At 73.9% G+C, this 19,835-nt stretch carries 16 protein-coding genes; 10 read left to right on the forward strand and 6 right to left on the reverse strand.

The genetic code is table 11. The annotated features are described in order from the left end of the window. Positions 1-2: 2 nt before the first annotated feature. Entirely contained in the window at positions 3-1,115 is a 1,113-nt protein-coding gene (locus AB0J93_RS15405; protein WP_363922186.1) for a DUF3866 family protein, read from the reverse strand. A 197-nt stretch (positions 1,116-1,312) separates the two neighbouring features. On the opposite strand from AB0J93_RS15405, the gene AB0J93_RS15410 reads away from it, so the two are divergent. From AB0J93_RS15410 to AB0J93_RS15445, 8 genes are all read left to right on the forward strand, one after another. Then, complete coding sequence (locus AB0J93_RS15410; protein WP_363922188.1) at positions 1,313-2,302, forward strand: WYL domain-containing protein; 990 nt, start codon at positions 1,313-1,315, stop codon at positions 2,300-2,302. Further along, the gene (locus AB0J93_RS15415) at positions 2,299-3,321 is read left to right on the forward strand and encodes a YafY family protein (RefSeq protein WP_363922190.1); all 1,023 of its coding nucleotides are present in this window, start codon (positions 2,299-2,301) and stop codon (positions 3,319-3,321) included. The genes AB0J93_RS15410 and AB0J93_RS15415 overlap by 4 nt, the downstream gene beginning before the upstream one ends. Before the next feature lie 10 nt (positions 3,322-3,331). Further along, on the forward strand, positions 3,332-3,580 hold the full coding sequence (locus AB0J93_RS15420) for a hypothetical protein (protein WP_363922192.1): 249 nt from the start codon (positions 3,332-3,334) through the stop codon (positions 3,578-3,580). Between the two features lie 249 nt (positions 3,581-3,829). After that, the gene (gene tatA, locus AB0J93_RS15425; protein ID WP_363922194.1) at positions 3,830-4,120 is read left to right on the forward strand and encodes a Sec-independent protein translocase subunit TatA; all 291 of its coding nucleotides are present in this window, start codon (positions 3,830-3,832) and stop codon (positions 4,118-4,120) included. 18 nt (positions 4,121-4,138) lie between these two features. Continuing rightward, positions 4,139-5,089 (forward strand): twin-arginine translocase subunit TatC, encoded by a 951-nt coding sequence (gene tatC, locus AB0J93_RS15430; protein WP_363922196.1) that lies wholly within the window; start codon positions 4,139-4,141, stop codon positions 5,087-5,089. 1,199 nt (positions 5,090-6,288) lie between these two features. Further along, positions 6,289-6,882 carry a hypothetical protein gene (locus tag AB0J93_RS15435; RefSeq protein WP_363922198.1) on the forward strand — a complete coding sequence of 198 codons (594 nt, stop codon included), beginning with the start codon at positions 6,289-6,291 and terminating at the stop codon, positions 6,880-6,882. A 193-nt stretch (positions 6,883-7,075) separates the two neighbouring features. Next, complete coding sequence (locus AB0J93_RS15440) at positions 7,076-7,681, forward strand: response regulator transcription factor (protein WP_363922200.1); 606 nt, start codon at positions 7,076-7,078, stop codon at positions 7,679-7,681. A 238-nt stretch (positions 7,682-7,919) separates the two neighbouring features. Beyond that, entirely contained in the window at positions 7,920-8,498 is a 579-nt protein-coding gene (locus AB0J93_RS15445; RefSeq protein ID WP_363922202.1) for a response regulator transcription factor, read from the forward strand. 28 nt (positions 8,499-8,526) lie between these two features. Here the strand turns inward: AB0J93_RS15445 and AB0J93_RS15450 are convergent, their stop codons facing one another. The 4 genes from AB0J93_RS15450 to lanKC form a co-directional block, all read right to left on the reverse strand. Next, entirely contained in the window at positions 8,527-10,314 is a 1,788-nt protein-coding gene (locus AB0J93_RS15450) for an ABC transporter ATP-binding protein (RefSeq protein WP_363922204.1), read from the reverse strand. Next, positions 10,311-12,038, reverse strand: coding sequence for an ABC transporter ATP-binding protein (locus AB0J93_RS15455; protein WP_363922206.1), 1,728 nt, complete (start codon positions 12,036-12,038; stop codon positions 10,311-10,313). Before AB0J93_RS15455 ends, AB0J93_RS15450 begins: the two co-directional genes overlap by 4 nt. A gap of 73 nt (positions 12,039-12,111) precedes the next feature. After that, positions 12,112-12,231: a SapB/AmfS family lanthipeptide gene (locus tag AB0J93_RS15460; RefSeq protein WP_093405935.1), complete on the reverse strand. Its 120-nt coding sequence runs from the start codon at positions 12,229-12,231 to the stop codon at positions 12,112-12,114. A 5-nt stretch (positions 12,232-12,236) separates the two neighbouring features. Then, positions 12,237-14,831, reverse strand: a complete 2,595-nt coding sequence (lanKC, locus tag AB0J93_RS15465) for a class III lanthionine synthetase LanKC (protein WP_363922208.1) — start codon at positions 14,829-14,831, stop codon at positions 12,237-12,239. Positions 14,832-15,063: 232 nt separating this feature from the next. Here lanKC and AB0J93_RS15470 point away from each other — a divergent pair, with 232 nt between their 5' ends. Further along, positions 15,064-15,996, forward strand: a complete 933-nt coding sequence (locus AB0J93_RS15470) for a diacylglycerol kinase family protein (protein ID WP_363922210.1) — start codon at positions 15,064-15,066, stop codon at positions 15,994-15,996. 92 nt (positions 15,997-16,088) lie between these two features. On the opposite strand, the gene AB0J93_RS15475 is transcribed toward AB0J93_RS15470, so the two are convergent. Then, complete coding sequence (locus tag AB0J93_RS15475; RefSeq protein ID WP_363922212.1) at positions 16,089-16,847, reverse strand: HAD-IA family hydrolase; 759 nt, start codon at positions 16,845-16,847, stop codon at positions 16,089-16,091. A gap of 86 nt (positions 16,848-16,933) precedes the next feature. Between AB0J93_RS15475 and AB0J93_RS15480 the strand changes: the two genes are divergently transcribed. Then, positions 16,934-19,714: a DEAD/DEAH box helicase gene (locus AB0J93_RS15480; RefSeq protein WP_363922214.1), complete on the forward strand. Its 2,781-nt coding sequence runs from the start codon at positions 16,934-16,936 to the stop codon at positions 19,712-19,714. Positions 19,715-19,835 lie beyond the last annotated feature (121 nt).

Below are 19,835 nucleotides of genomic sequence, written 5' to 3' on the forward strand. Positions count from 1 at the left end.
GGTCAACGCTCGGCCGACGCCGGTGGCGTCTGCGCCGCCAGGCGGGCGGCGTGCCGGCCGGCTGCGGCGGCGGCCAGGAAGTAGGCGTGGTCGGCGTCCAGCCCGCGCCCCATCGTCGACAGGGGCACCGGGCTGCGTCGTAGCGCCGCGTCCAGCCCGGTGGTGTCCACCCGCACCAGGGTGTGCCGATCGGCGAGCGGTTTCAGCGCGGCGTCGACCTCGGCGGCCAGCATCGGCTCCAGGTCCGCCGGCAGCACCAGTTCCGCACGGGCCAGCGCCACCCGGCCGTACGCGGTGAGGCTGTGGTGCGACACGCCACGGTGCCGGGGTCGCGGGTCGGCGGCGGAGATGCGCAGTGAGCCGACCGGGCGTCCGCCGAGGGTGGCGACGGCGTTGACCGCCTCGCCGACGGCCACCCCGGAGAATCCCCAGCGGGTGCCGGTGCCGAGATTGCCCGGACCCTGCGCCACCACCGCGACGTCGGCACCGAGCACGTGCCGGGCGGCGAGCAGCCCACTGTGCAGCGTCGAGGCTTCCAGGTCGCCGCCGAACGCCTGCCCGACGCTGATGGTGCCGACCAGTTCGTCGCGCAGCCCGGCGAGGGTGCGGGAGAACCAGGCGGGCAGCGCCCCACCGTCGGTGAGCAGGTACGCCACCCGAGCCCGGGGCGCGTCGATGCGAATTCCGGCCAGGATCGCCGGCAGCGCGGAGTGCAGGTCGGCGGTGACCACCGGCAGACCGGCCAGGTCGTCGGCGGCGGCCAGCACCTCCCGGTGCGGTGACGCCTCCTCGTCGACGCCGAGCAGGATCGGCTGCAACGGGGTGTAGCGGGCCTTGACCAGATGACCAGCGTCGCGGGAGTCGAGGGCCTGCGGCGGGTCCGGCGGCAGCCGCTCCGGCAGCGCCACGACCAGGGCGTACCCGCCGGTACCCAGGCCCATCAGCAGCGCACCGGCGTTGAGCAGCACCCGATCGCCCGGCTCCGGCTCACCCACCAGCGCCGGGTAGGCAAGCGCCCGCATCGCGCCGCCGTCGTCCACCTGGACGTCCAGTTCCACCGCCCCGGCCCACCGCCGACGCACCCCCACCACCGCACCTGCCCGCCACCGCACCACCCCCGCACGCTAACCCCCACCCCGCCGCCGCCCCACCCCCTACCCCGTCGATCTTGCACATCCTGTCGCCGCAAAGAACATGAAAAGCCGTATATCGGCGACCGAAAGTGCAAGATCGACGAAGGAGTGGGACGGGGGGTTGGGGTGGGTGGTGTGGGGTGCCTGTGTGAGGGGTGTGGGCTGCTAGCGTCTACGGGGTGTCGCGCAGCCGCACCGAACGCCTGGTCAACCTGGTGATCTGCCTGCTCTCCACGCGGCGGTTCCTGACCGCCGCGCAGATCGCCGCGACCGTGCCCGGTTATGAGCACGATCCGGACGACGCCCGCGAGCACGAGGCCTTCCAGCGCAAGTTCGAGCGGGACAAGGCCGAGTTGCGGGAGCTGGGCGTACCGCTGGAGACCGGGACGGCGAGCGCCTTCGACGCGGAGCCCGGGTACCGGATCGCCCGCCGGGAGTACGCACTGCCCGACATTCCCCTGCAGCCGGACGAGGCAGCCGCGGTCGGCATCGCCGCGCGCCTGTGGCAGCACGCCGGCCTGGCCGCCGCCGCCTCGTCGGGGCTGGCGAAGCTGCGCGCCGCCGGCGTGGACGTGGACCCGCAGGCAACCCTCGGGCTGGAGCCGATGGTCACGGTCGACCCGGCCTTCGCGCCACTGACCGCGGCCGCCCGCGACCGGCGGGAGGTCCGCTTCGACTACCGGGTTCCGGACCGCGACGCACCCGCGCGGCGCCGACTGCAACCGTGGGGTGTGGTCTGCTGGCGGGGCCGGTGGTACGTGGTCGGCCACGACCTGGACCGCGACGCCACCCGCTGTTTCCGGTTGTCGCGGGTGGTGGGCGCGGTGCGGGCCACCGGTGAGCCGGGTGCCTACCAGCCCCCGACCGGAGTCGACCTGATCAGTCACGTGGCCCGCTGGTCCGGTCCGGTCGAGCGACCCGGCCGGGCGACCGTGCTGGTCACCCCGGGGCGCGCCGCCGGGTTGCGCCGCTGGGCGGTGGAGGTCACCGCCGGGCCGGACGCGGACCGGCTGGTCCTGCCGTACGGCGACGCCTGCTCGCTGGCCGGTCACCTCGTCGGCTACGGGCCGGACGTGCGGGTGATCGACCCGCCCGAGGTCCGGGAGGCGGTCATCCAGCGGCTGAAGGAGATCGCCGCCCGACACGACGCCCTGGCGGTGGTCCCATGAGCGGCACGACCCGTCCGGCGGCCCGCGCCGGCTCCCGGGCCTCGGCGGATCGGCTGGCCCGGCTGCTGAACCTGGTGCCGTATCTGCTCGCCCGGCCCGGGATCGAGATCGCCGAGGCGGCCGGTGACCTGGGCGTCACCGAACGGCAGCTGCGGGAGGATCTGGAGCTGCTCTGGGTCTGCGGGCTGCCCGGGTACGGCCCGGGTGACCTGATCGACATGGCCTTCGACGGCGACCGGGTGACCATCACCTACGACGCGGGCATCGACCGGCCGCTGCGGCTCACCCCGGACGAGGCGTTGGCGCTTGTGGTGGCGTTGCGGATGCTGGCCGAGACACCCGGGGTGGCCAACCGGGAGGCGGTCGAGCGGGCCCTGGCGAAGATCGAGGACGCGGGCGGTGACCTGGTCGCCGCGCCGGTGGAGGTGCGGCTGCCCGGCGACACCGGGCGGGTGGAGCAGTTGCGTGCCGCGGTGGAGGGTGGTCGCGCGCTGCGCATCACGTACTACACGGTGGCCCGGGACGAGACCACCGAGCGGGTCATCGACCCGCTGCGGGTGCTGATGGTGGGTGGCCGGACGTACGTGGAGGCGTGGTGCCGTCGCGCCGAGGCGGTACGGCTGTTCCGGGCCGACCGGATCGACGCCGTCACCGAGCTGGCCGAACCAGCCGTGGTGCCGCCGCAGGCCCGACCGCAGGATCTGCGCGACGGGGCGTTCCGGCCCTCGCCCGACCTGCCGCTGATCACGTTGCGGATCGGCCGGGGTGAACGGTGGATCACCGAGTACTACCCGTGCGAGCGGGTCGAGTCCGACGGCGAACGGTGGCTGGTCTCGCTGCGGGTCACCGACCTCGGCTGGGCCCGCCGGTTCGTGCTGGGTCTCGGCCCGGACGTCGAGGTCGTCGCGCCGGCCGAGCTGGCCGGGCAGATCCACGAGTCGGCGGTGGCGGCCCTGGAGGCGTACGCCCAGCCGGTGCCGGCCGACGCGGACCCGGCGGCGGCCGGCGACAGGCAGTAGGCTGGCCGGCGTGCTGAAGTGGATCGTGCTCGCGCTGGTGCTGGTGCCGTTGGTTCTGCTCGCGCTGGCGGTACGACCCGTGTTGGCCCGACTGCCCCGGCTGCGTCGGGCGGCGCTGGCGTTGCAGCGGCGAGCCGACGAGGCGGCGGCGCTGCGCGAGGCGGCGGAGAGCCTCCAGCAGCGGGCGGAAGGGTTGCAGAGCCGGCTGGAGACGACCCAGCAGCGACTCACCTTGATCCGAGCCCGCCGCGGCGACTGAGACGCACCGTCCACCGGTGGGGCTGTCCGGCGCGGTGCGCATTCCTGCCCGCACGGTGCGTTCTGTTGCTCGTGGCGGGCCGGCTTCGCGCAGAATGATCCAGCCGTCTGGTTGACGGGACACTCGCGGTTGGCCGAGACTTCACCCGCCGGGACGAACCACCACCGCCCCGGCGGGTGGCAACGCCCTTCGTCGCACGTACGATGGGCTGCGGAACACCCCCGTTGGTACAAGCGACTGGAGCTTCACATGGGTGCCCTCAAGCCGTGGCACATCGCCGTACTCGTGGTCGTGCTGATCCTGCTCTTCGGCGCGAAGCGGCTCCCCGACGCCGCCCGGTCCCTCGGTCGCTCGCTGCGGATCATCAAGGCCGAGACGAAGAGCCTGGCCGACGACGACCGCGACCTCGCCGGCAAGGCCGACGCGCAGGCCGGCTACCAGCCGTACCCGCCGCAGCAGCCGGCACCGCAGCAGCAGCCCTACGAGGGCACCGTGCAGCAGCCGGTCGTCGACCCGGTGCAGCGCGTCCGCGAGAACTGATCCCCGGGTCCGGTAACCGTGGCCTTCGGACTCCGCAAGCGCGGACCGACTAACTTCGAGCGGGCCGCCGACGGCTCGATGACCCTCGTCGAGCACATCCGCGAGCTACGCGATCGGCTGTTCCGTGCCTCGCTGGCGATCGTCGTCGGGCTGATCGGCGGCTACCTGCTCGCGCAGCCGGCGTTCAACCTGTTGAGCCAGCCGTACTGCCGGCTGCCGGGGATGATGGTCGACGGCGAGTGCCAGCAGTTCCTGATGCTCGCCCCCGCGGACGGTTTCATCCTCAAGCTCAAGCTGGCGCTCTGGATCGGTCTGATCCTCGGTGCCCCGGTCTGGCTCTACCAGCTGTGGGCGTTCATCGCGCCGGGGCTGCACCGGCACGAGCGCAAGTGGGCGTACGTCTTCGTGGCGATCGCGGCGCCGCTGTTCGCCGCCGGCGCGGTGCTCGCCTTCCTGGTCGTCGACAAGGGTCTGGCGTTCCTGCTCGAGGCCGGCGTCACCGGCACCGACTCTCAGCTGGAAGTCACCCGCTACATCAGCTTCGTCACCACCATGATCCTGCTCTTCGGGGTGGCGTTCGAGTTTCCGCTCACCCTGCTGATGCTCAACTTCACCGGCGTGGTGAGCGCCCGGCGACTGCTCAGCTGGTGGCGGATCGTGGTGTTCGTCTGCTTCGCGTTCGCGGCGGTGGCCACGCCCGACCCGGGGCCGTTCGGCATGACGTTGCTGGCGCTGTGCCTGTCGTTGCTCTACTTCATCGCGGTCGGTGTGGCGTTCCTCAACGACAAGCGTCGAGGACGCGGCAAGGAGCTGTACGCGGACACCGACGACGACGAGGCGTCCCCCCTGGAGTTCGACCGGGAGCCGGTGGAAGCGGGACAGCCGGTCGGCGCGGCCAGCCCGATCGACGCCCCCGAGCCGGTGACCCGGCCCCTGTCGATCGAGCGACGCTACGACGACGTGACCTGACCCCGCGACGCCTCGCCGGGCCAGAGCGACAAGCCTTCCAGGATTGGAAGGCTTGTCGCTTCGCTTTGGGTGGGCGATCGGCTCTGTGCGGCGCTCGGTGCGAACGCACGGACTACCGGACAACTGCGCCTTCGTCAGCCTGACAGTCGGCAATCCGTCAACGGGTGCTTCACGGTCAGCGACGGGGTAAGGGACTGAATACGATGAGTCGACGTTCTTGGCGAGAGAGAGGCTCCGTGCGTCGTCCGACGTTCCGCCGTCCACCCGCCGCCCGGCGGGGGCCCGACGCGTCGGCAGCGCGGTGGGGAGCCACGGTCGCCCGTTTCGCCTTCACCGGTGCCGCCGCCGTGGGCGTCGGGTTCCTCTTCGGTGCCCTGTCCAGCGACCCGGCCAGCGCGGACACCACAGATATGCCGTCGGTCGCCGCGGATCAGCGGGAGCCCGAACGCGCCCGACCCCCGTCGTCCCTCGACGATCTGGTCACCGGGCTCGTCGAACGCCCGGCGGCCCGGCATCCCGGTGCCAGCCGGAGCCCGACACGCGGCTCCCCGGTCACCGGTCGGCCGGCTGACGAGAACAGTGCGGGCAGAGGCACGTCGCGGAGCGGCCGACCGGCTCGGGAACGCCCGGCGGAGCCACCAGCGGCCACGCGTGCCGGTGGAGTGCCGGCGGCCGACCGTCCGTCAACCGGCCCGCCACCGGGCAGCCGGTCACCGGTTGGCCGGTTGCTGACTGACCGGTCACCGGCTGACCGGTCACTCACCGACCGGTCGTCCGGCAGCCGGTCACCGGTCGACGGCCCGGTGACTGCCCGGTCATCGGGCGACGGTTCGCCGGAGGGCTCCGGGTCGGAGGGCCCCGGGTCGGTCGGGCGCGCGCCGGGGGCACCATCCATCCGGTCGACCGTACCGATCGTCGGTGACCGCACGCCGGTCCCAGACGAGGGGACGGACCTGCCGCCCCTGCCGGGGGTGACCCGAGCCGCGACCGGCCTGGCGTCCCCGCCCACGACGGCCCTGGTGGCCTTGCCCGCGACCGCCCTGGCGTCCCCGCCCACGACGGCCTTGGTGGCCTTGCCCGTGACGGGCCTGCCGGGCCTGCCCGTGACGGGCCTGCCGGCCCTGCCCGTGACGGGCCTGCCGGCCCTGGCCACGATGGGCTCAGCCCCTGTGCTTGCGACCGGCCTGGCGGTCCTGCCCGTGACGGAAGCCGTCATCGTGCGGCCGGTGCTGGTCACGGTCGTCGCGGCGGTGTCGTCCGGCGTCACAGCGGTGACGACGCCGGTCACCCGGCTCACGGATCTGATCAACCCCATGCTTCCCGTCGTGTCGGGATGTTCGGCCACCGGCTCGTCCACCGTGGGGCAACCGACGTCGCGGGTGCCGCCCACCGGCCCCACGTCGGGTGTCGTGGAGGTGACGTCGCCGGCCCGGTCGCTGCCGCCGGATCCGCCGCCCGCCGCACCGTCGCCCGCCGCCGCACCACGCGCCGCACCGCCGGCGGAGGTGACGCCTGCCGCGTCCGCAGCGGGGGCGATGCTCGGGTGGCACCGGCCCGCCACCGGCAGGCCGGGTGCCGGATCCGGCTCGACGTCGGCACCGACCGGCTTCCCGCAGCGCCCTCACACGCCCGGTGGAGACGGTGTCACCGGTGCTGATGGCGGTCCCGGGCCGTTGCGGGGGATGACCCTCGACGCGTGCCAGGTGCCGGCGACGGCCAGCGCCCGGTCCGATGTCTCCCCGCCCCGCAGGCACGCGGGCCGTTTCCCCGGCGTGGCCGCCCGACCCGGCTGAGTCCGCCCTGACCCGCCCGCGCCGCCGGGACTCCACCGGCTGGTCGCCCGGCGTGGTCGTACGGGTGCCCGGGGTCGTCGTAGCTGACGTCCCACGGGCCGGGCCCAGTCCGTTCGTGCGTGGCCGACCTGCGTAGTCCCGTCCAGGGGACCGGCAGACGGCCGTGGCGCGTACCTCAGATCGGAGCTACGTGGTGATCCGCGTTGTGGTTGGCGAAAGTATGGGTCTGCTGCGCAGTGCGTTGTGCGCGGCACTGGCCGGTGAGGAGGACATCGAGGTCGTCGCCGAGGCGACGGGCATCGGTGAGTTGCCCGGGATGGTGCGTCGCCACCTGCCGGACGTGGTGCTGGTGGACCTGGCGTCGGGCGCTCCCGAGCCGGTGGCAGTGATCACCGAGATCACCGAGGCGGCACCCGCGACAGCGGTTCTGGCCTTGAGTGACCGGTGGGGCCGGGTCCTGGTGGAGGAGGCACTGACGGCCGGGGCGAAAGGGTTGGTCGGCAAGGACGAGCCGCTGCACGAGCTGGTCCGGGCCGTACGTTCGCTCGCGGCGGGGGAGCGGGTCATCGACGTGACCGCCGCCGCGACGGCGCTGCGGCCCGCCACGGGCCCGCTGACGCCGCGGGAGGCCGAGGTGCTGCGGATGGCCGCCGAAGGGCTGCCGCTGAAGGAGATCGCCTGTCGGCTGTTCCTGGCGCACGGCACGGTGCGTAACCATCTGTCGGCGATCATGCGCAAGACCGGTGCCCGCAACCGGATGGAGGCGGTCCTGCTCGCCCGCCGTGACGGCTGGATGTGACGCTGGGTGGGGCCGCCGCACGGCGGCCCCACCCAGCGGTGCGGTACCTCGACCTGCCAGCGAGGGATGCACCTGCCGACCTCCGACGCGGATGCCGGCCGCGCCGGTGCGGCACGGAACATCCACCGTGCGGGTCGGCGTCCTCCCGGCGGGTGGCCGTCGACGGGCGGAACCGGCGGGGGCGTGTTTGAATGCTGACGTTCTGTGATGCAGTCGACGATGCTCGGGGAGCCCTACGGTGATCCGTACCCTGCTCGCTATCGATGGTGCCCTGGTCCGTGGCGCCCTGTCCCTCGTGCTCGCCGCGGAGGACGACATAAGTGTGGTGGCGGAGGTCGATCGCGGCGACGTGGTCACGTGGACGATCCGCACGCGGCGTCCGGACGTGGCAGTGGTCGACCTCGACCTCGTCGAAGGGCTGCCGGCGACCGGCTCCTGTCCGCTGCTGGTGCTCGCCGAGCCGCGTCGGGCCGGGAGTCTGCACCGGATGCTCACACCGTCGCGGACCGTCGGCATCCTCGGCAGCGACGTCCCGCCGCAGCGGGTGGTCGACGGGATCCGTCGGCTGTCCCGTGGCGAGCCGGTGGTCGACGCGGAACTGGTGATGGCGGCGCTGCACCGGGACAGCCCACTCACCCCGCGTGAGGCGCAGATCCTCGACCTGACGGCGGGCGGCGCGCCGGTCGCGGAGGTGGCCGGATCGCTCGGTCTCGCCCCCGGCACCGTCCGCAATCATCTCGGCCGGATCATCCGGAAGACGGGCGGGCGCACCAGAGTGGAGGCGGTCCAGGTGGCCCGCGACGCGGGCTGGATCTGACCAGCCTGGCACGTGGCCCGCGGCGGGGTCAGCCGTGGGGTGCGGCCACCCCGGCGACGGTACGGTCAGCGGTGGCGGTGCCGCCGGTCGCTGCCGCCGCGACATCGTCCCAGTGCCCGACCAGATCGCGGTAGGCGGGCGAGCGGGCGAGCAGTTCCTGGTGGCCGCCCATCATCGGGCCGTCCTCGTCGAACACCAGCACCCGGCGGGCCCGGACGGCGGAACTGATCCGGTGGGCGATGACGACGAGGGTGCCCGGTCGCCGGGCGAACGCCCACTCGACTGTCGCCTCCAGCGTCGGATCCAGGTGACAGGTGGCCTCGTCCAGGATGACCAGGGGGGCGGGGGCCAGATAGGCGCGTACCGCGGCGATCAGTTGCCGCTCACCGGCGGAGAGCGTGGCAGGGTCGACAGTGGCGGCCAGGCCACCCAGTCGTCGGGCGAGGGGTTCGGCACCGAGCACGGCCAGGGCGGTTTCGACTGTCGGGTCGTCCGCGTCCGGACAGAGGTAGCGGAGGTTGTCGGCCAGGGAGCCGGTGAACACGTACGCCTCCTGCGGCACGAGCACCCGCAGCGCGGCCCGGTCGGCGGGGGCGACGGCGGCCACCGGCCGACCGGCGAGGTGCACCGTGCCGCGTTCCGGCTCGACCAGGCCGGCGACCAGCGCGGCCAGGGTGGACTTGCCGGCCCCGCTCGGCCCCACCACCGCGAGATGCTCCCCCTCGGGCAGCGTCATCGAGAAGTCGTCCAGGATCGGTCGGGCGCGGAGGCCGTACCGGAAGGCCAGGCCGGACAACCGGACCGCCGGGGAGCCACCGTCCGGCACCGGGGCGGAGGTGGCCGCAGCACCGCCGTGCGCAGGAGGACGGCAGGTGCGCAGGATCCGTTCCAGGGTGACGGCGTAGCGCAGCCCTCCGCCGCCCAGCCCCTGCACCAGCGCGTGCAGTGCGGGTTGCAGGCTGGTGGTGACGTAGACGAGTGCGCCGAGCACCGCGCCGGTGCTCAGCCCGCGCCGCACCAGCCACGGTGCGGCGAGCAGCAGGACCACCACCGGCAGCCAGCCGCCCAGCCCGAGACTGAGGCTGCGCAGCGCGGACATCCGGGCCAGTGTCCGCTCGGCGTGGGCATGGTCGCCGACCTTCCGGTCGACCTCGGCCACCGTGCGTTCCTCGGCACCGCAGGCGAGCACGTCGCGGTGCCCGGTGAGCGCGTTCGCCGCCGACCGGCCGAGCGCCTCGCCGGCCCGCACCTGGGTGCGCTGGTGCGACAGCATGGCCGGGAGCGCCGCGGCGAAGACGACCAGCCCTGCGAGCAGCGGAGCCGCCACCAGCACCGCGACCGTCGGATCCAGTGCCAGCAGGCCGAGCAGGGCCGCTCCGGCGGTGAACAGGAAGCCGCGTACCACCATGACCAGGCCACCGAAGGTGTCCCGGACGATCTCCACATGATGGGTCAGGCGGGCCACCGGGGCGCTGTCCGGGTGACCGCCGGCCCGGGTGGCGTCGTGCAACGCGCCGTGGACCACCAGGCGGGCCAGATCGTCGCGGAACGGTTCCACCACGGCGCCCAGGGCCCGGTAGACCCGCCCGGTCGCCACCGCGCCGAGCAGGATGGCCACGGCGAGTCCGCCCAGCCAGGCCAGGCCGGTGGCGAAGCGGCCGGCCAGGAAACCCTGGTCGACGGCGCGGGCGACGAGCAGCCCGGCGAGCAGCGCCGGCAGGGACTCGACCGCCGACCAGGCGGCGAGCCGGCCGACGTCCCGGCGACGTGCGCGCAGCGCCCGCCACGTGGTCCGACCGACGTCGGGGCCGCTCATCGGGGGACACCGTCGCCCGCGAACACCGCCCGGTAGTCCGGGTCCGCCCAGAGCCGCCGGTGCGGTGCCAGGGCGCGCAGCCGACCGGCATCGAGCCAGGCGACCAGGTCGGCCGCGGCGGCCGTCGCCACCCGGTGGGTGACCACCAGGCGGGTACGTCCCGCGTCCCGGCCGGTCAACGTGCGGGTGATCCGATGTTCGGTGGCGGTGTCCAGGCTGGACGTCGCGTCGTCGAGGATGAGCAGCCGCTCGGCGTGGAACGCGCGAGCCAGCCCGAGCCGCTGGGTCTCACCCCCGGACAGCGGTGCGTCCACGATCCGGGTGCGGAATCCGTCGGGCAGCCGGGCGACGACCCCGTCGACCTGCGCGGCCCGGGCCGCCGCAAGCACAGCGGCGGTGGCCGGCGCACCGGTCGACGGCGGCCGGGCCGACCGTTCGGGCAGACCGAGGCCGATCGCTTCGTGCACCGTCTCACCGACCAGCACCGGACGGTCGAAGGCGTGGCCCACCGCCCGACGCAGCGCGGCCCGGTCGAGACGGGTCAGTGGCACCCCGTCCAGCAGCACCTCACCGCTGTCCGGGTCGTACAGCCGCCCGGCCACGGCGGCGAGGGCGGACTTGCCGGCGCCGGAACGCCCGACGACGGCCACCGTGCAGCCGGCGGGCACGTCCAGGTCGACCGCGTCCAGGACCGGCCGGTCGTCGGCGCGGACGCCGACTCCGCGCAGCCGCAGGTGGCCGCCGCCGGGCGGCAACGGCTCGTCGCCACCGGATCGCACCGGACAGGACAGCGGCTCGGCGATCCGGCGGGCCGCGGCCCGGCTGCGGACCAGCCGGTTGAGGGTGGCCAGCACCGCGCCCAGTCCGGCCCCGAGCGCGGCGTACTGCACGGCGGCCACCAGTTGGCCGGGGGTCAGCCAGCCGGCGCTCAGCGCGTACCCGCCGACGGCGACGACAGCGACCTGGAGCAGCGGTGCCACGGCCGCGACACGGGCGTTGGCCCGGGCCAGCAACCGCCAGCCGAGCCGGCCGTGGCCGCGTAGCTGCGGCAGCGCGGCCAGCACGCGGTCGCACTCGGTGTCGGTGGTGCCGGCCGCGGCGATGGTGCGGGAACCGCCGAGCGCCTCCTGTAGCCGGCCGGCGATCGTCCCGAGCACCCGCTGGTACGCGGCGATGGCCGCCGAGGCGTCGGTGACGAACGTGGCCATGAGGACGGTCAGCACGGCCAGCCCGGCGAGGAGGGTGAGCCCGAGGACGGGTTCCAGCAGGAACAGGGCCACGACGCTGCCCAGCGGCGGCAGGACCGCGATCCCGCCCAGCGCCACGGCGGTACCGGCCTGCCCGGTGTCGGCGGCCTGCCCGGCCAGCCGGCCGACCAGGTCACCGACCGGGAAGCGGCGCACGGCCCGAACGTCCAGCGCGAACAGGTGCCGCAGCAGCCGCCGGCGGAGCCGGGCGGTGGCCCGGGCGGCTCCGTACCCGCCGGCCAGGTCACCGAGGACGTCGGTGACCAGCAGGATGACGACCAGGGCGCAGGCGATCACGGGCCATCGGGGGGAGGCGTCACCACCGACGGCGGCATCCACGGCCAGTCCCAGTACCGCGGGCAGCGCCAGTTCGGCGGCGGCGCCGGCCAGCGCCACCACCACCAGCATGGCGGTCCAGCCGCCACCGTCGCGGACCACCCGGAACAGCAGGCGGTCCTCGCCGGCCAGCGTTCGCATCGGTCCTCCCGGTCGTACGGCGTGGCCCTGGACGGTCAGGTCACCGTCCAGGGCCTCGCGTGGTGCGGTCCGATCAGTTGCAGGTCGTCACGGACAGCGAGCTGTCGCCGCAGAGCAGCAGGCTCGCCCGGCTACCACCGCCGGTCCGGTCGGCCGGAGCCGCCTCCAGTCCCTGAAGGTCGAGGAGCGCCATGTCTGTCACCTCCTATCGGGCGTCGGGGTCAGGGTCGCCCCCGCCGTTGCGGGGGAGTCTGGTGCGCCGGTGAGGGGCGCGAGGAAGGGCAGGGTCGTCGGGGCGTCGGGCCGGGCGGTGGCCAGGGCCAGCAGTACGCCCGCGGTGCCGGTGGCGAGGTCCATGGACAGCCGCAGCAACTGCTCGCCGGGGAAGGCGGTGCCGTCCCGGTACGGCAGGGCGTGCCAGCCCAGCCGCCGGATCTGCCTGTCCAACTCGTCGCGTAGCTCCGGATCGCCGGGTTGGGCGGCGAGGTAGGCGATGATGCCGGCCCGCCCCGCGAAGAGGCCGGACTGCGCGTAGAACGGTGACCGGGCGGCGCGACGCACGCCGGCGCTCGCCTCGGCAAACTGCTCGTCGTCGCGGTGGCGCAGGTACTGGTCGAGGACGAGCCCGATGCCGACGCTGCCCTGCCCCAGGTAGGGCATGGTCCGCCAGCCCTCGTTGACCTCCAGCGCGCCGTCGGGGCGTACCACGCAGCGGTGCAGGTCCTGGCGCAGCGCGGTGGCGGCGTGGTCGAGCAGGTCCGGGTCGCCGGTCAGCTCGTACAGTCGCACCAGCAGCAGCGCTGCTCCGGTCCGGCCGCGCAGCAGCCCGGCGTACGGGTGTCGCCCGCCGCTGACCTCGCCGCCGGGGTCGTCGGCGAGCCGTTCCACCAACTGTCCGGTGACCTGCCAGGCCGCGTCCAGCAGCGCCGGTTCTCCGGTACGCCCGCCCAGCTCAGCCAGGTTGAGGGCGATTCCGGCCAGTCCGCCGGCCAGGCTGTGGTCCAGTCCGGTCGTCGACTCGCGTAGGCAGATGTCGAGCACGTCGAGCGCGTCCTGCCGGCGACCGAGCACTTCCAGGGCGTACGCGACGCCGTGCAGGCCGTCGTAGAAGCCGCACCGGGTGCCCGACGGGGGTGCGGTGGCCTTGCGGACCAGCCACTGCTCGTGTTCCGGCCACCGGCCGGCGCCGCTGCGGTGCAACGCGTACAGCACGCCGGCGGCCCCGTGGGCGAGGTTGAGCCCGCCGCTGCGGAACTGTTCGATGTCGCCGGGGAACAACCGGTCGGTGCGTGCGGGCGTGGCGCTGGTGAGGATGGCGCGGGCGAGCCGGTCCCGGTCGACGGGGGCGACGTCGGCGGTGGGTGGGATGCGCTCCCCGGGCGGTGTGTCCGCAGCGGTGATCTCCGCTACCGCCGCGTCGAGGAAGTCCCTCGGCACCGGGAAGGTGTCGGCGATGATGTCGGCGAGGTGCGCCGCCTTCGCCGGGACGAGGCGGACCAGTTGGGTCAGCGGCAGGAACAGGGCCAGTCGCAGGCAGGCCAGGGCGTAGTGGTCGACGGCGACGCCGGTGCGTCCCCGGGGTGCGGCGAAGCCCTGGTTGCGCAGGCCCGGCCGGCGGTGCCCGTCGATCGGGGCGGCCACCTCGAAGTCGACGAGCGCGACCCGGTCGTCCGGGCGGATCATGATGTTGAACAGGTGCAGGTCGCCGTAGACCAGACCGCGCTCGTGGATCGCCCGGACCACCTCGTCGACCTGGCGGTGGACGTCCAGCGCCCAGCTCGCGTACGCGGCGCGGTCCTCGTCGGTGGCGTCGGCGTCGATCAGCGGGTAGCGGTCGACCAGGACCTTGTTCAGCGGGCGGCCCTCGATGAACTCCAAGGCGAGGAACCGGTGGTCGCCCAGGGCGAACTCGTCGTGCACCCGCGGCACCTGCGGCAGGTCGGCGAGCTGGCGCAGGACGGCGGCCTCCCGGGTGAGCCGGGTGACGGCGTCGGTGCCGTCGGCGTCCAGGCCGGCGTGCGGCCGGGCCTCCTTGAACACGAGCTGCGTGTCGGTGCGCCTGTCGCGTCCGACGTACAGGCCGCCGCCGTTGGAGAAGTGGATGACCTTCTCGATCCGGTAGGGGACCTCGTCGGTGCTTGTCGCGTTGCGGGCGGCCAGGTGCGGCGCGAGGAAGTCGGGCAGCGTCACCCAGGACGGCACGTGGAAGACCGGGTCGCGGCGGTCCGGCACGAGGGTGCCGGTGTCGTCCTCGACGGCCGGGACCACCTGGCCGTCGGGGGAGTGGCAGTACCGGGCGGCGAAGCCGCCGTAGCGCACGTACACCGGCCCGGCGGCGTACCGCAGGTCGCTGAGGATGTACGGGCCGGCCTCGCCGGTGAGCAGCTCGTCGAGTTCCTTGCAGACCAGTTCGAGTTCGGCGTCGTCGCGAGGGTAGACGGTCACGAACTTGCCGCTGGCCGCGCGGGCCGCGTACTTGGAGTTGCGCAGCAGCAGGGTGCGGGGGCCGCGCAGGAACTTGAAGGACAGGCCCCGGGGGACGCAGTAGTCCCAGACGGTGTCCAGCACCCGGTCGGCGTTGGCGACCGTGGCCGACACGTGCACCTTCCAGCCCTGCTGCGGCAGGCGTTCGCCGTCCGGGGCGTGGATGAGCCAGTCGTCGAGCGGCTCCCGGCGCCAGCCGGTCGGCAGCGGCCTGCCGGCCGCGGCGAAGGTGGGTTGCGCGACGGCGCTGCCGAGGGAGTCGTAGAACAGCGGGTCGGCTGCGCAGTAGCTGTCGTAGCGCTCGTCCACTGTGTCGCCTCCCATCCGCCTGCCGGCTGCGGTCCTGTTGATGGATACGAGTCTGTCCGTTCGGCCTATGGCGCCCATAGTGTTTTCAGTCATGGAGATGAATGCGTGCCGCACGACCGGTCATGACAAATGACAGTTGTGGCGCAGACGGTGGGACTGTCCGGTTTTCCTCCCCGGCACGGGCCGGTACCGGGTCGGCACCGGCCCGCCCGCACCGGTCCGGGCAGGTACGGTGCTCGCCGTGACCTCAGACGATCACCTGTCGGTGCCCGATGGGCCCGTCGCCGTACTGGCCAACCCGACCGCCGGCCGTGGCCGGCACCGGGGGCTGCTGCCGGACCTGCTGGACGGGCTAGCGGCGGCCGACCGGCCGGTACGGCTGTTGCGGGCCGGCAGCGCGGCCGAGGCCGAGGCGGTCTGCCGATCCGCCGTGGCCGACGGGGCCGGTGCGCTGGTCGCGGTGGGCGGCGACGGCACGGTGCACCGGGCGATGCAGGCCGTCGCCGGCACCTCGGTGCCGTTCGGGCCGGTTCCGGCGGGTACCGGTAACGACTTCGCGGTGGAGACCGGTTTTCCGGCCGACCCCCGGGCGGCGGTCGGCGTCATCGCGACGGCCCTGCGCGAGGGCCGCAGCCGACCGGTCGACCTGGCCCGGATGACCGGCGCCGACGGCACCGTCCGCTGGTACGGCGCGGTGCTGGCGGCCGGATTCGACGCGATCGTGAACGAGCGGGCCAACCGGATGCGCTGGCCGCGCGGTGCACGCCGCTACGACCTGGCCATCCTGGTGGAGTTGGCCCGGCTACGTCCGCGCCGGTACACCCTCACCCTCGACGGCGAGCGGGTGGAGGTCGACGCGGTGCTGGTGGCGGTCGGCAACGGGGCCAGTTACGGCGGCGGGATGCGCATCTGCCCCGACGCGGACCCGACCGACGGCCTGCTCGACGTGGTGGTCGGCGGCCGGTTCGACAGGCGTACGTTGATCCGGGTCAAGCCGCGCATCTACGCCGGCACCCACGTCGCCCATCCGTTGGTGCGCACCTACCGCGCCCGCACCGTCACCATCGCCGCGGCGGGCATCACCACCTACGCCGACGGCGAACCCTCCCTACCCCTCCCCCTCACCATCACCGCCACCCCCCACGCGGTACGCCTCCTCCGCTGACCACCCTCCACCACGTCGATCTTGCACTTTTGGTCGGGGAAAAGCCGCCCAAAGCCGCCATATTGGCGACCGTTACTGCAAGATCGCGGAAGTCAGGGGGTGGGGAGGAGGTCGAGGACGGAGCCGAGGGCGTTGGGGCGGCCGGGGTCGGCGGCGGGGAGGATCAGCGCGGCGCAGCCGGCGGCGACGGCACCGGCGTCGGCAGGGGTGTCGCCGACCATGAGGGACTCCTCGGGGTCGACGCCGAGCATGCCGCAGGCCCGCCAGAAGATCGCCGGGTCGGGCTTGCAGCGGCCCACCTCGTACGACAGCACGTGGGCGTCGACCAGGTCGGCCAGTCCCCAGGCGTCGAAGAGCGGCCGGATGTCGAAGCCGATGTTGCTGACCACGGCCACCCGCACGTCGGCGGCCCGCAGCGCGGCGAGGGTCGGGGCGGTGTCGGGGTAGGGCACCCACCCCTGCGGCGTCAGCACCCGTTCGTACAGCGCCTCGGCGAAGCCGTCGATGCCGGCGTCGACGGTCTCGGCCAGCCCGGTGTAGGCACCCCGGTGGGCGTGCTCGTAAAGATCCCGGTCGGCCCACAACTCGGCCAGGTGGGGTGGCACCCGGGCGGGCAGCGGCCCACCGGCGCGGCCGGCGGTGAGCAGCCGGTCGGCCAGGGCGGTCGCCCGGGCGCGGTCCAGGTCCACGCCGCACGCCGACGCGGCGGCCAGCACCCACTGGCTGGGCTCCTCCACCTGCGCGAGGGTGCCGTGGAAGTCGAAAAGCACCGCCCGCACCTGCCGACGGGACGGGCCCCGACCGTCGACGTCGGGCACCACGGGGCTGGTCGGTTCGGCATGATCCGGCACGTCGTGCACCCTACCGACCCACTCCGGCCGCCCCGGCGCTCGGCCTTGCCGGGTGCTCGTCGTGGGCACGCACTAATCTTGGTGACATGTCGAGCCCCGCCGAGCGGTACGCCGCGGCGCGCCGCCGGGCCGCCCAGGCCTCACAGTTCCCGGCGCTTGAAGAGTTCACCGCTGACCTGGGGTTCGACCTCGACGACTTCCAGCGGGAGTCGTGTCAGGCCCTGGAGCGGGGCAGCGGCGTGCTGGTCTGCGCCCCGACCGGGGCCGGCAAGACGGTGGTCGGTGAGTTCGCCGTACACCTGGCGTTGCGCGGTGCGCCGGGGCGGCCGGAGCCGGCCGACGGCGTCCGGCGCAAGTGCTTCTACACCACACCGATCAAGGCGTTGTCGAACCAGAAGTACCACGACCTGGTCGACCGGTACGGTGCCGAGCAGGTGGGGCTGCTCACCGGCGACAACGCCATCAACGGCGACGCGCCGGTGGTGGTGATGACCACCGAGGTGCTGCGCAACATGCTGTACGCCGGCTCGGCCACCCTCGAGGGCCTGGCGTACGTGGTGATGGACGAGGTCCACTACCTGGCCGACCGGTTCCGTGGCGGGGTGTGGGAGGAGGTCATCATCCACCTGCCCGCCTCGGTGACCCTGGTGTCGCTGTCGGCGACGGTCTCCAACGCCGAGGAGTTCGCCGACTGGTTGATCACCGTTCGGGGTGAGACCACCGTCGTGGTCAGCGAGCACCGGCCGGTGCCGCTGTGGCAGCACATGCTGGTCGGCAAGCGGATGTTCGACCTGTTCCACGACGCCGCCGCGGCACGCAAGCACGACGTGCACCCGGAGCTGCTGCGCTACACGCGGGACACGGTGCGCCGGCTCGACCTCGGCGAGGGGCGCTCCGCCGGCTTCGGTGCCGGCCGGCGCGGTCCCCGCTGGCGTGGGCCGATGCGCCCGGACATCGTCGACCGGCTGGACCGCGAGGGCCTGCTGCCGGCGATCCTGTTCATCTTCAGCCGGGCCGGCTGCGACGCCGCGGTGCAGCAGTGCCTCGGCGCCGGGCTGCGGCTCACCTCACCCGAGGAACGGGCGGAGATCCGCCGCGTGGTGGAGTCCCGGGTGACCGCGATCCCCGGCGAGGACCTGTCGGTGCTCGGCTACTGGGAGTGGCTCGACGGGCTGGAGCGCGGGCTGGCCGCCCACCACGCCGGGATGCTGCCGGCGTTCAAGGAGGTGGTGGAGGAGCTGTTCGTCCGTGGGCTGGTCAAGGCGGTCTTCGCCACCGAGACCCTCGCCCTGGGCATCAACATGCCGGCCCGTTGCGTGGTGCTGGAACGCCTGGTCAAGTACAACGGCGAGGCGCACGTCGACCTGACTCCGGGGGAGTACACCCAGCTCACCGGGCGGGCCGGGCGCCGGGGCATCGACGTGGAGGGGCACGCCGTGGTGGTGTGGTCCCCGGAGACCGACCCCCGGCACGTGGCCGGCCTGGCCTCCACCCGGACGTACCCGCTGCGGTCCAGCTTCCGGCCCTCGTACAACATGGCGGTGAACCTGGTCGGCAGCGTCGGCGCGGAGTCGGCGCGGGCGCTGCTGGAGTCGTCGTTCGCGCAGTTCCAGGCGGACCGTTCGGTGGTCGGCCTGGCCCGGCAGGTGCAGCGCAACACCGAGACCATCGAGGCGTACGGCGTCGAGGCGGAGTGCCACCACGGTGACTTCGACGAGTACTTCGCGCTGCGCGTCGCCATCGCCGACCGGGAGCGGGCCATCGCCCGGCAGGGGCAGAGCCAGCGTCGGGCGGCTGCGGTGGCGGCCCTGGAGCGGCTGCGGGTGGGTGACGTGATCCGGGTGCCGTCCGGGCGGCGGGCCGGCCTGGCCGTGGTGCTCGACCCGGCGGCCGGAGGCTTCAGCGAGCCGCGCCCGCTGGTGCTCACCCAGGACCGCTGGGCCGGGCGGATCAGCCCCGGCGACTTCACCACCCCGGCCGAGGTGCTGGCCCGCATCCGGGTGCCGAAGCACTTCAACCATCGCAATCCGTCGGCCCGGCGTGACCTGGCGGCGCAGGTCAGCGGCACCGGGCTGGACCGGCATTCCCGCCGGGGGGCCCGGGGCCGGCAGTCGGGGGAGGACCACCAGCTCAGCCAGCTGCGGACCGAGCTGCGCCGGCATCCCTGCCACGCCTGCCCGGAGCGGGAGGAACACGCCCGCTGGGCCGAGCGCCGCCGGCGGCTGGAACGGGACACCGAGGAGTTGCGGGACCGGGTCGCCGGGCGGACGGGGTCGTTGGCCCGTACCTTCGACCGGATCGTCGCGCTGCTCACCGGGCGCGGATATCTTGCCGCCGACGGTGCCGTCACCGACGCGGGCCGGATGCTGGGGCGGATCTGGACGGAGGCGGACCTGCTCGTGGCGGAGTGCCTCCGGCGCGGCGTCTGGGACGGGCTGTCGCCGGCCGAGCTGGCCGCCGCGGTTTCGGTGGTGGTCTTCGAGGCCCGCCGCGACGTCGACGAACGGGCCTCGCTGCCCCGTGGCGGGGTGGCCGAGGCGGTCGACGCGACCCTGAAGCTGTGGAGCGAGATCGAGGCGGACGAGGCGTCGCGCGGGCTGGCCGTCACCCGCGAGCCGGATCTCGGTTTCGCCTGGCCGGTCTACCGCTGGGCCCGAGGCGAGGCGCTGGCGAAGGTGCTGGCCAGCGGGCACGAACTCGACGGTGAGATGCCCGCCGGGGACTTCGTCCGGTGGGCCCGCCAGGTGGTGGACCTGCTCGGCCAACTCGCCGACTCCGGTGGTGCCTCGACCGAGCTGCGGGCCACCGCACGGCAGGCGATCAACGCCGTCAACCGGGGGGTGCTGGCGTACCACTCACCGGCCTGAGCCGGCCCCACGGCGACCGGCGGAACCGACGCATCGCTGCGTCACCGCGGTAGCACCCCCCGAATTGCCCGGGGGGCCGTGTTGTGCCTGGTGAGAGCGTCCCGGATCATGTCATCGGCGC

The sequence above is a fragment of the Micromonospora sp. NPDC049374 genome (assembly GCF_040677165.1).
GTDB lineage: Bacteria > Actinomycetota > Actinomycetes > Mycobacteriales > Micromonosporaceae > Micromonospora.

Excerpts from the sequence above, each read along its gene's own strand:
- AB0J93_RS15415 (WP_363922190.1), top strand. The coding sequence starts at position 2,299 with ATGAGCGGCACGACCCGTCCGGCGGCCCGCGCCGGCTCCCGGGCCTCG.
- tatA (WP_363922194.1), top strand. The coding sequence starts at position 3,830 with ATGGGTGCCCTCAAGCCGTGGCACATCGCCGTACTCGTGGTCGTGCTG.
- AB0J93_RS15450 (WP_363922204.1), bottom strand. The coding sequence starts at position 10,314 with ATGAGCGGCCCCGACGTCGGTCGGACCACGTGGCGGGCGCTGCGCGCA.
- AB0J93_RS15455 (WP_363922206.1), bottom strand. The coding sequence starts at position 12,038 with ATGCGAACGCTGGCCGGCGAGGACCGCCTGCTGTTCCGGGTGGTCCGC.
- AB0J93_RS15460 (WP_093405935.1), bottom strand. The coding sequence starts at position 12,231 with ATGGCGCTCCTCGACCTTCAGGGACTGGAGGCGGCTCCGGCCGACCGG.
- AB0J93_RS15480 (WP_363922214.1), top strand. The coding sequence starts at position 16,934 with ATGTCGAGCCCCGCCGAGCGGTACGCCGCGGCGCGCCGCCGGGCCGCC.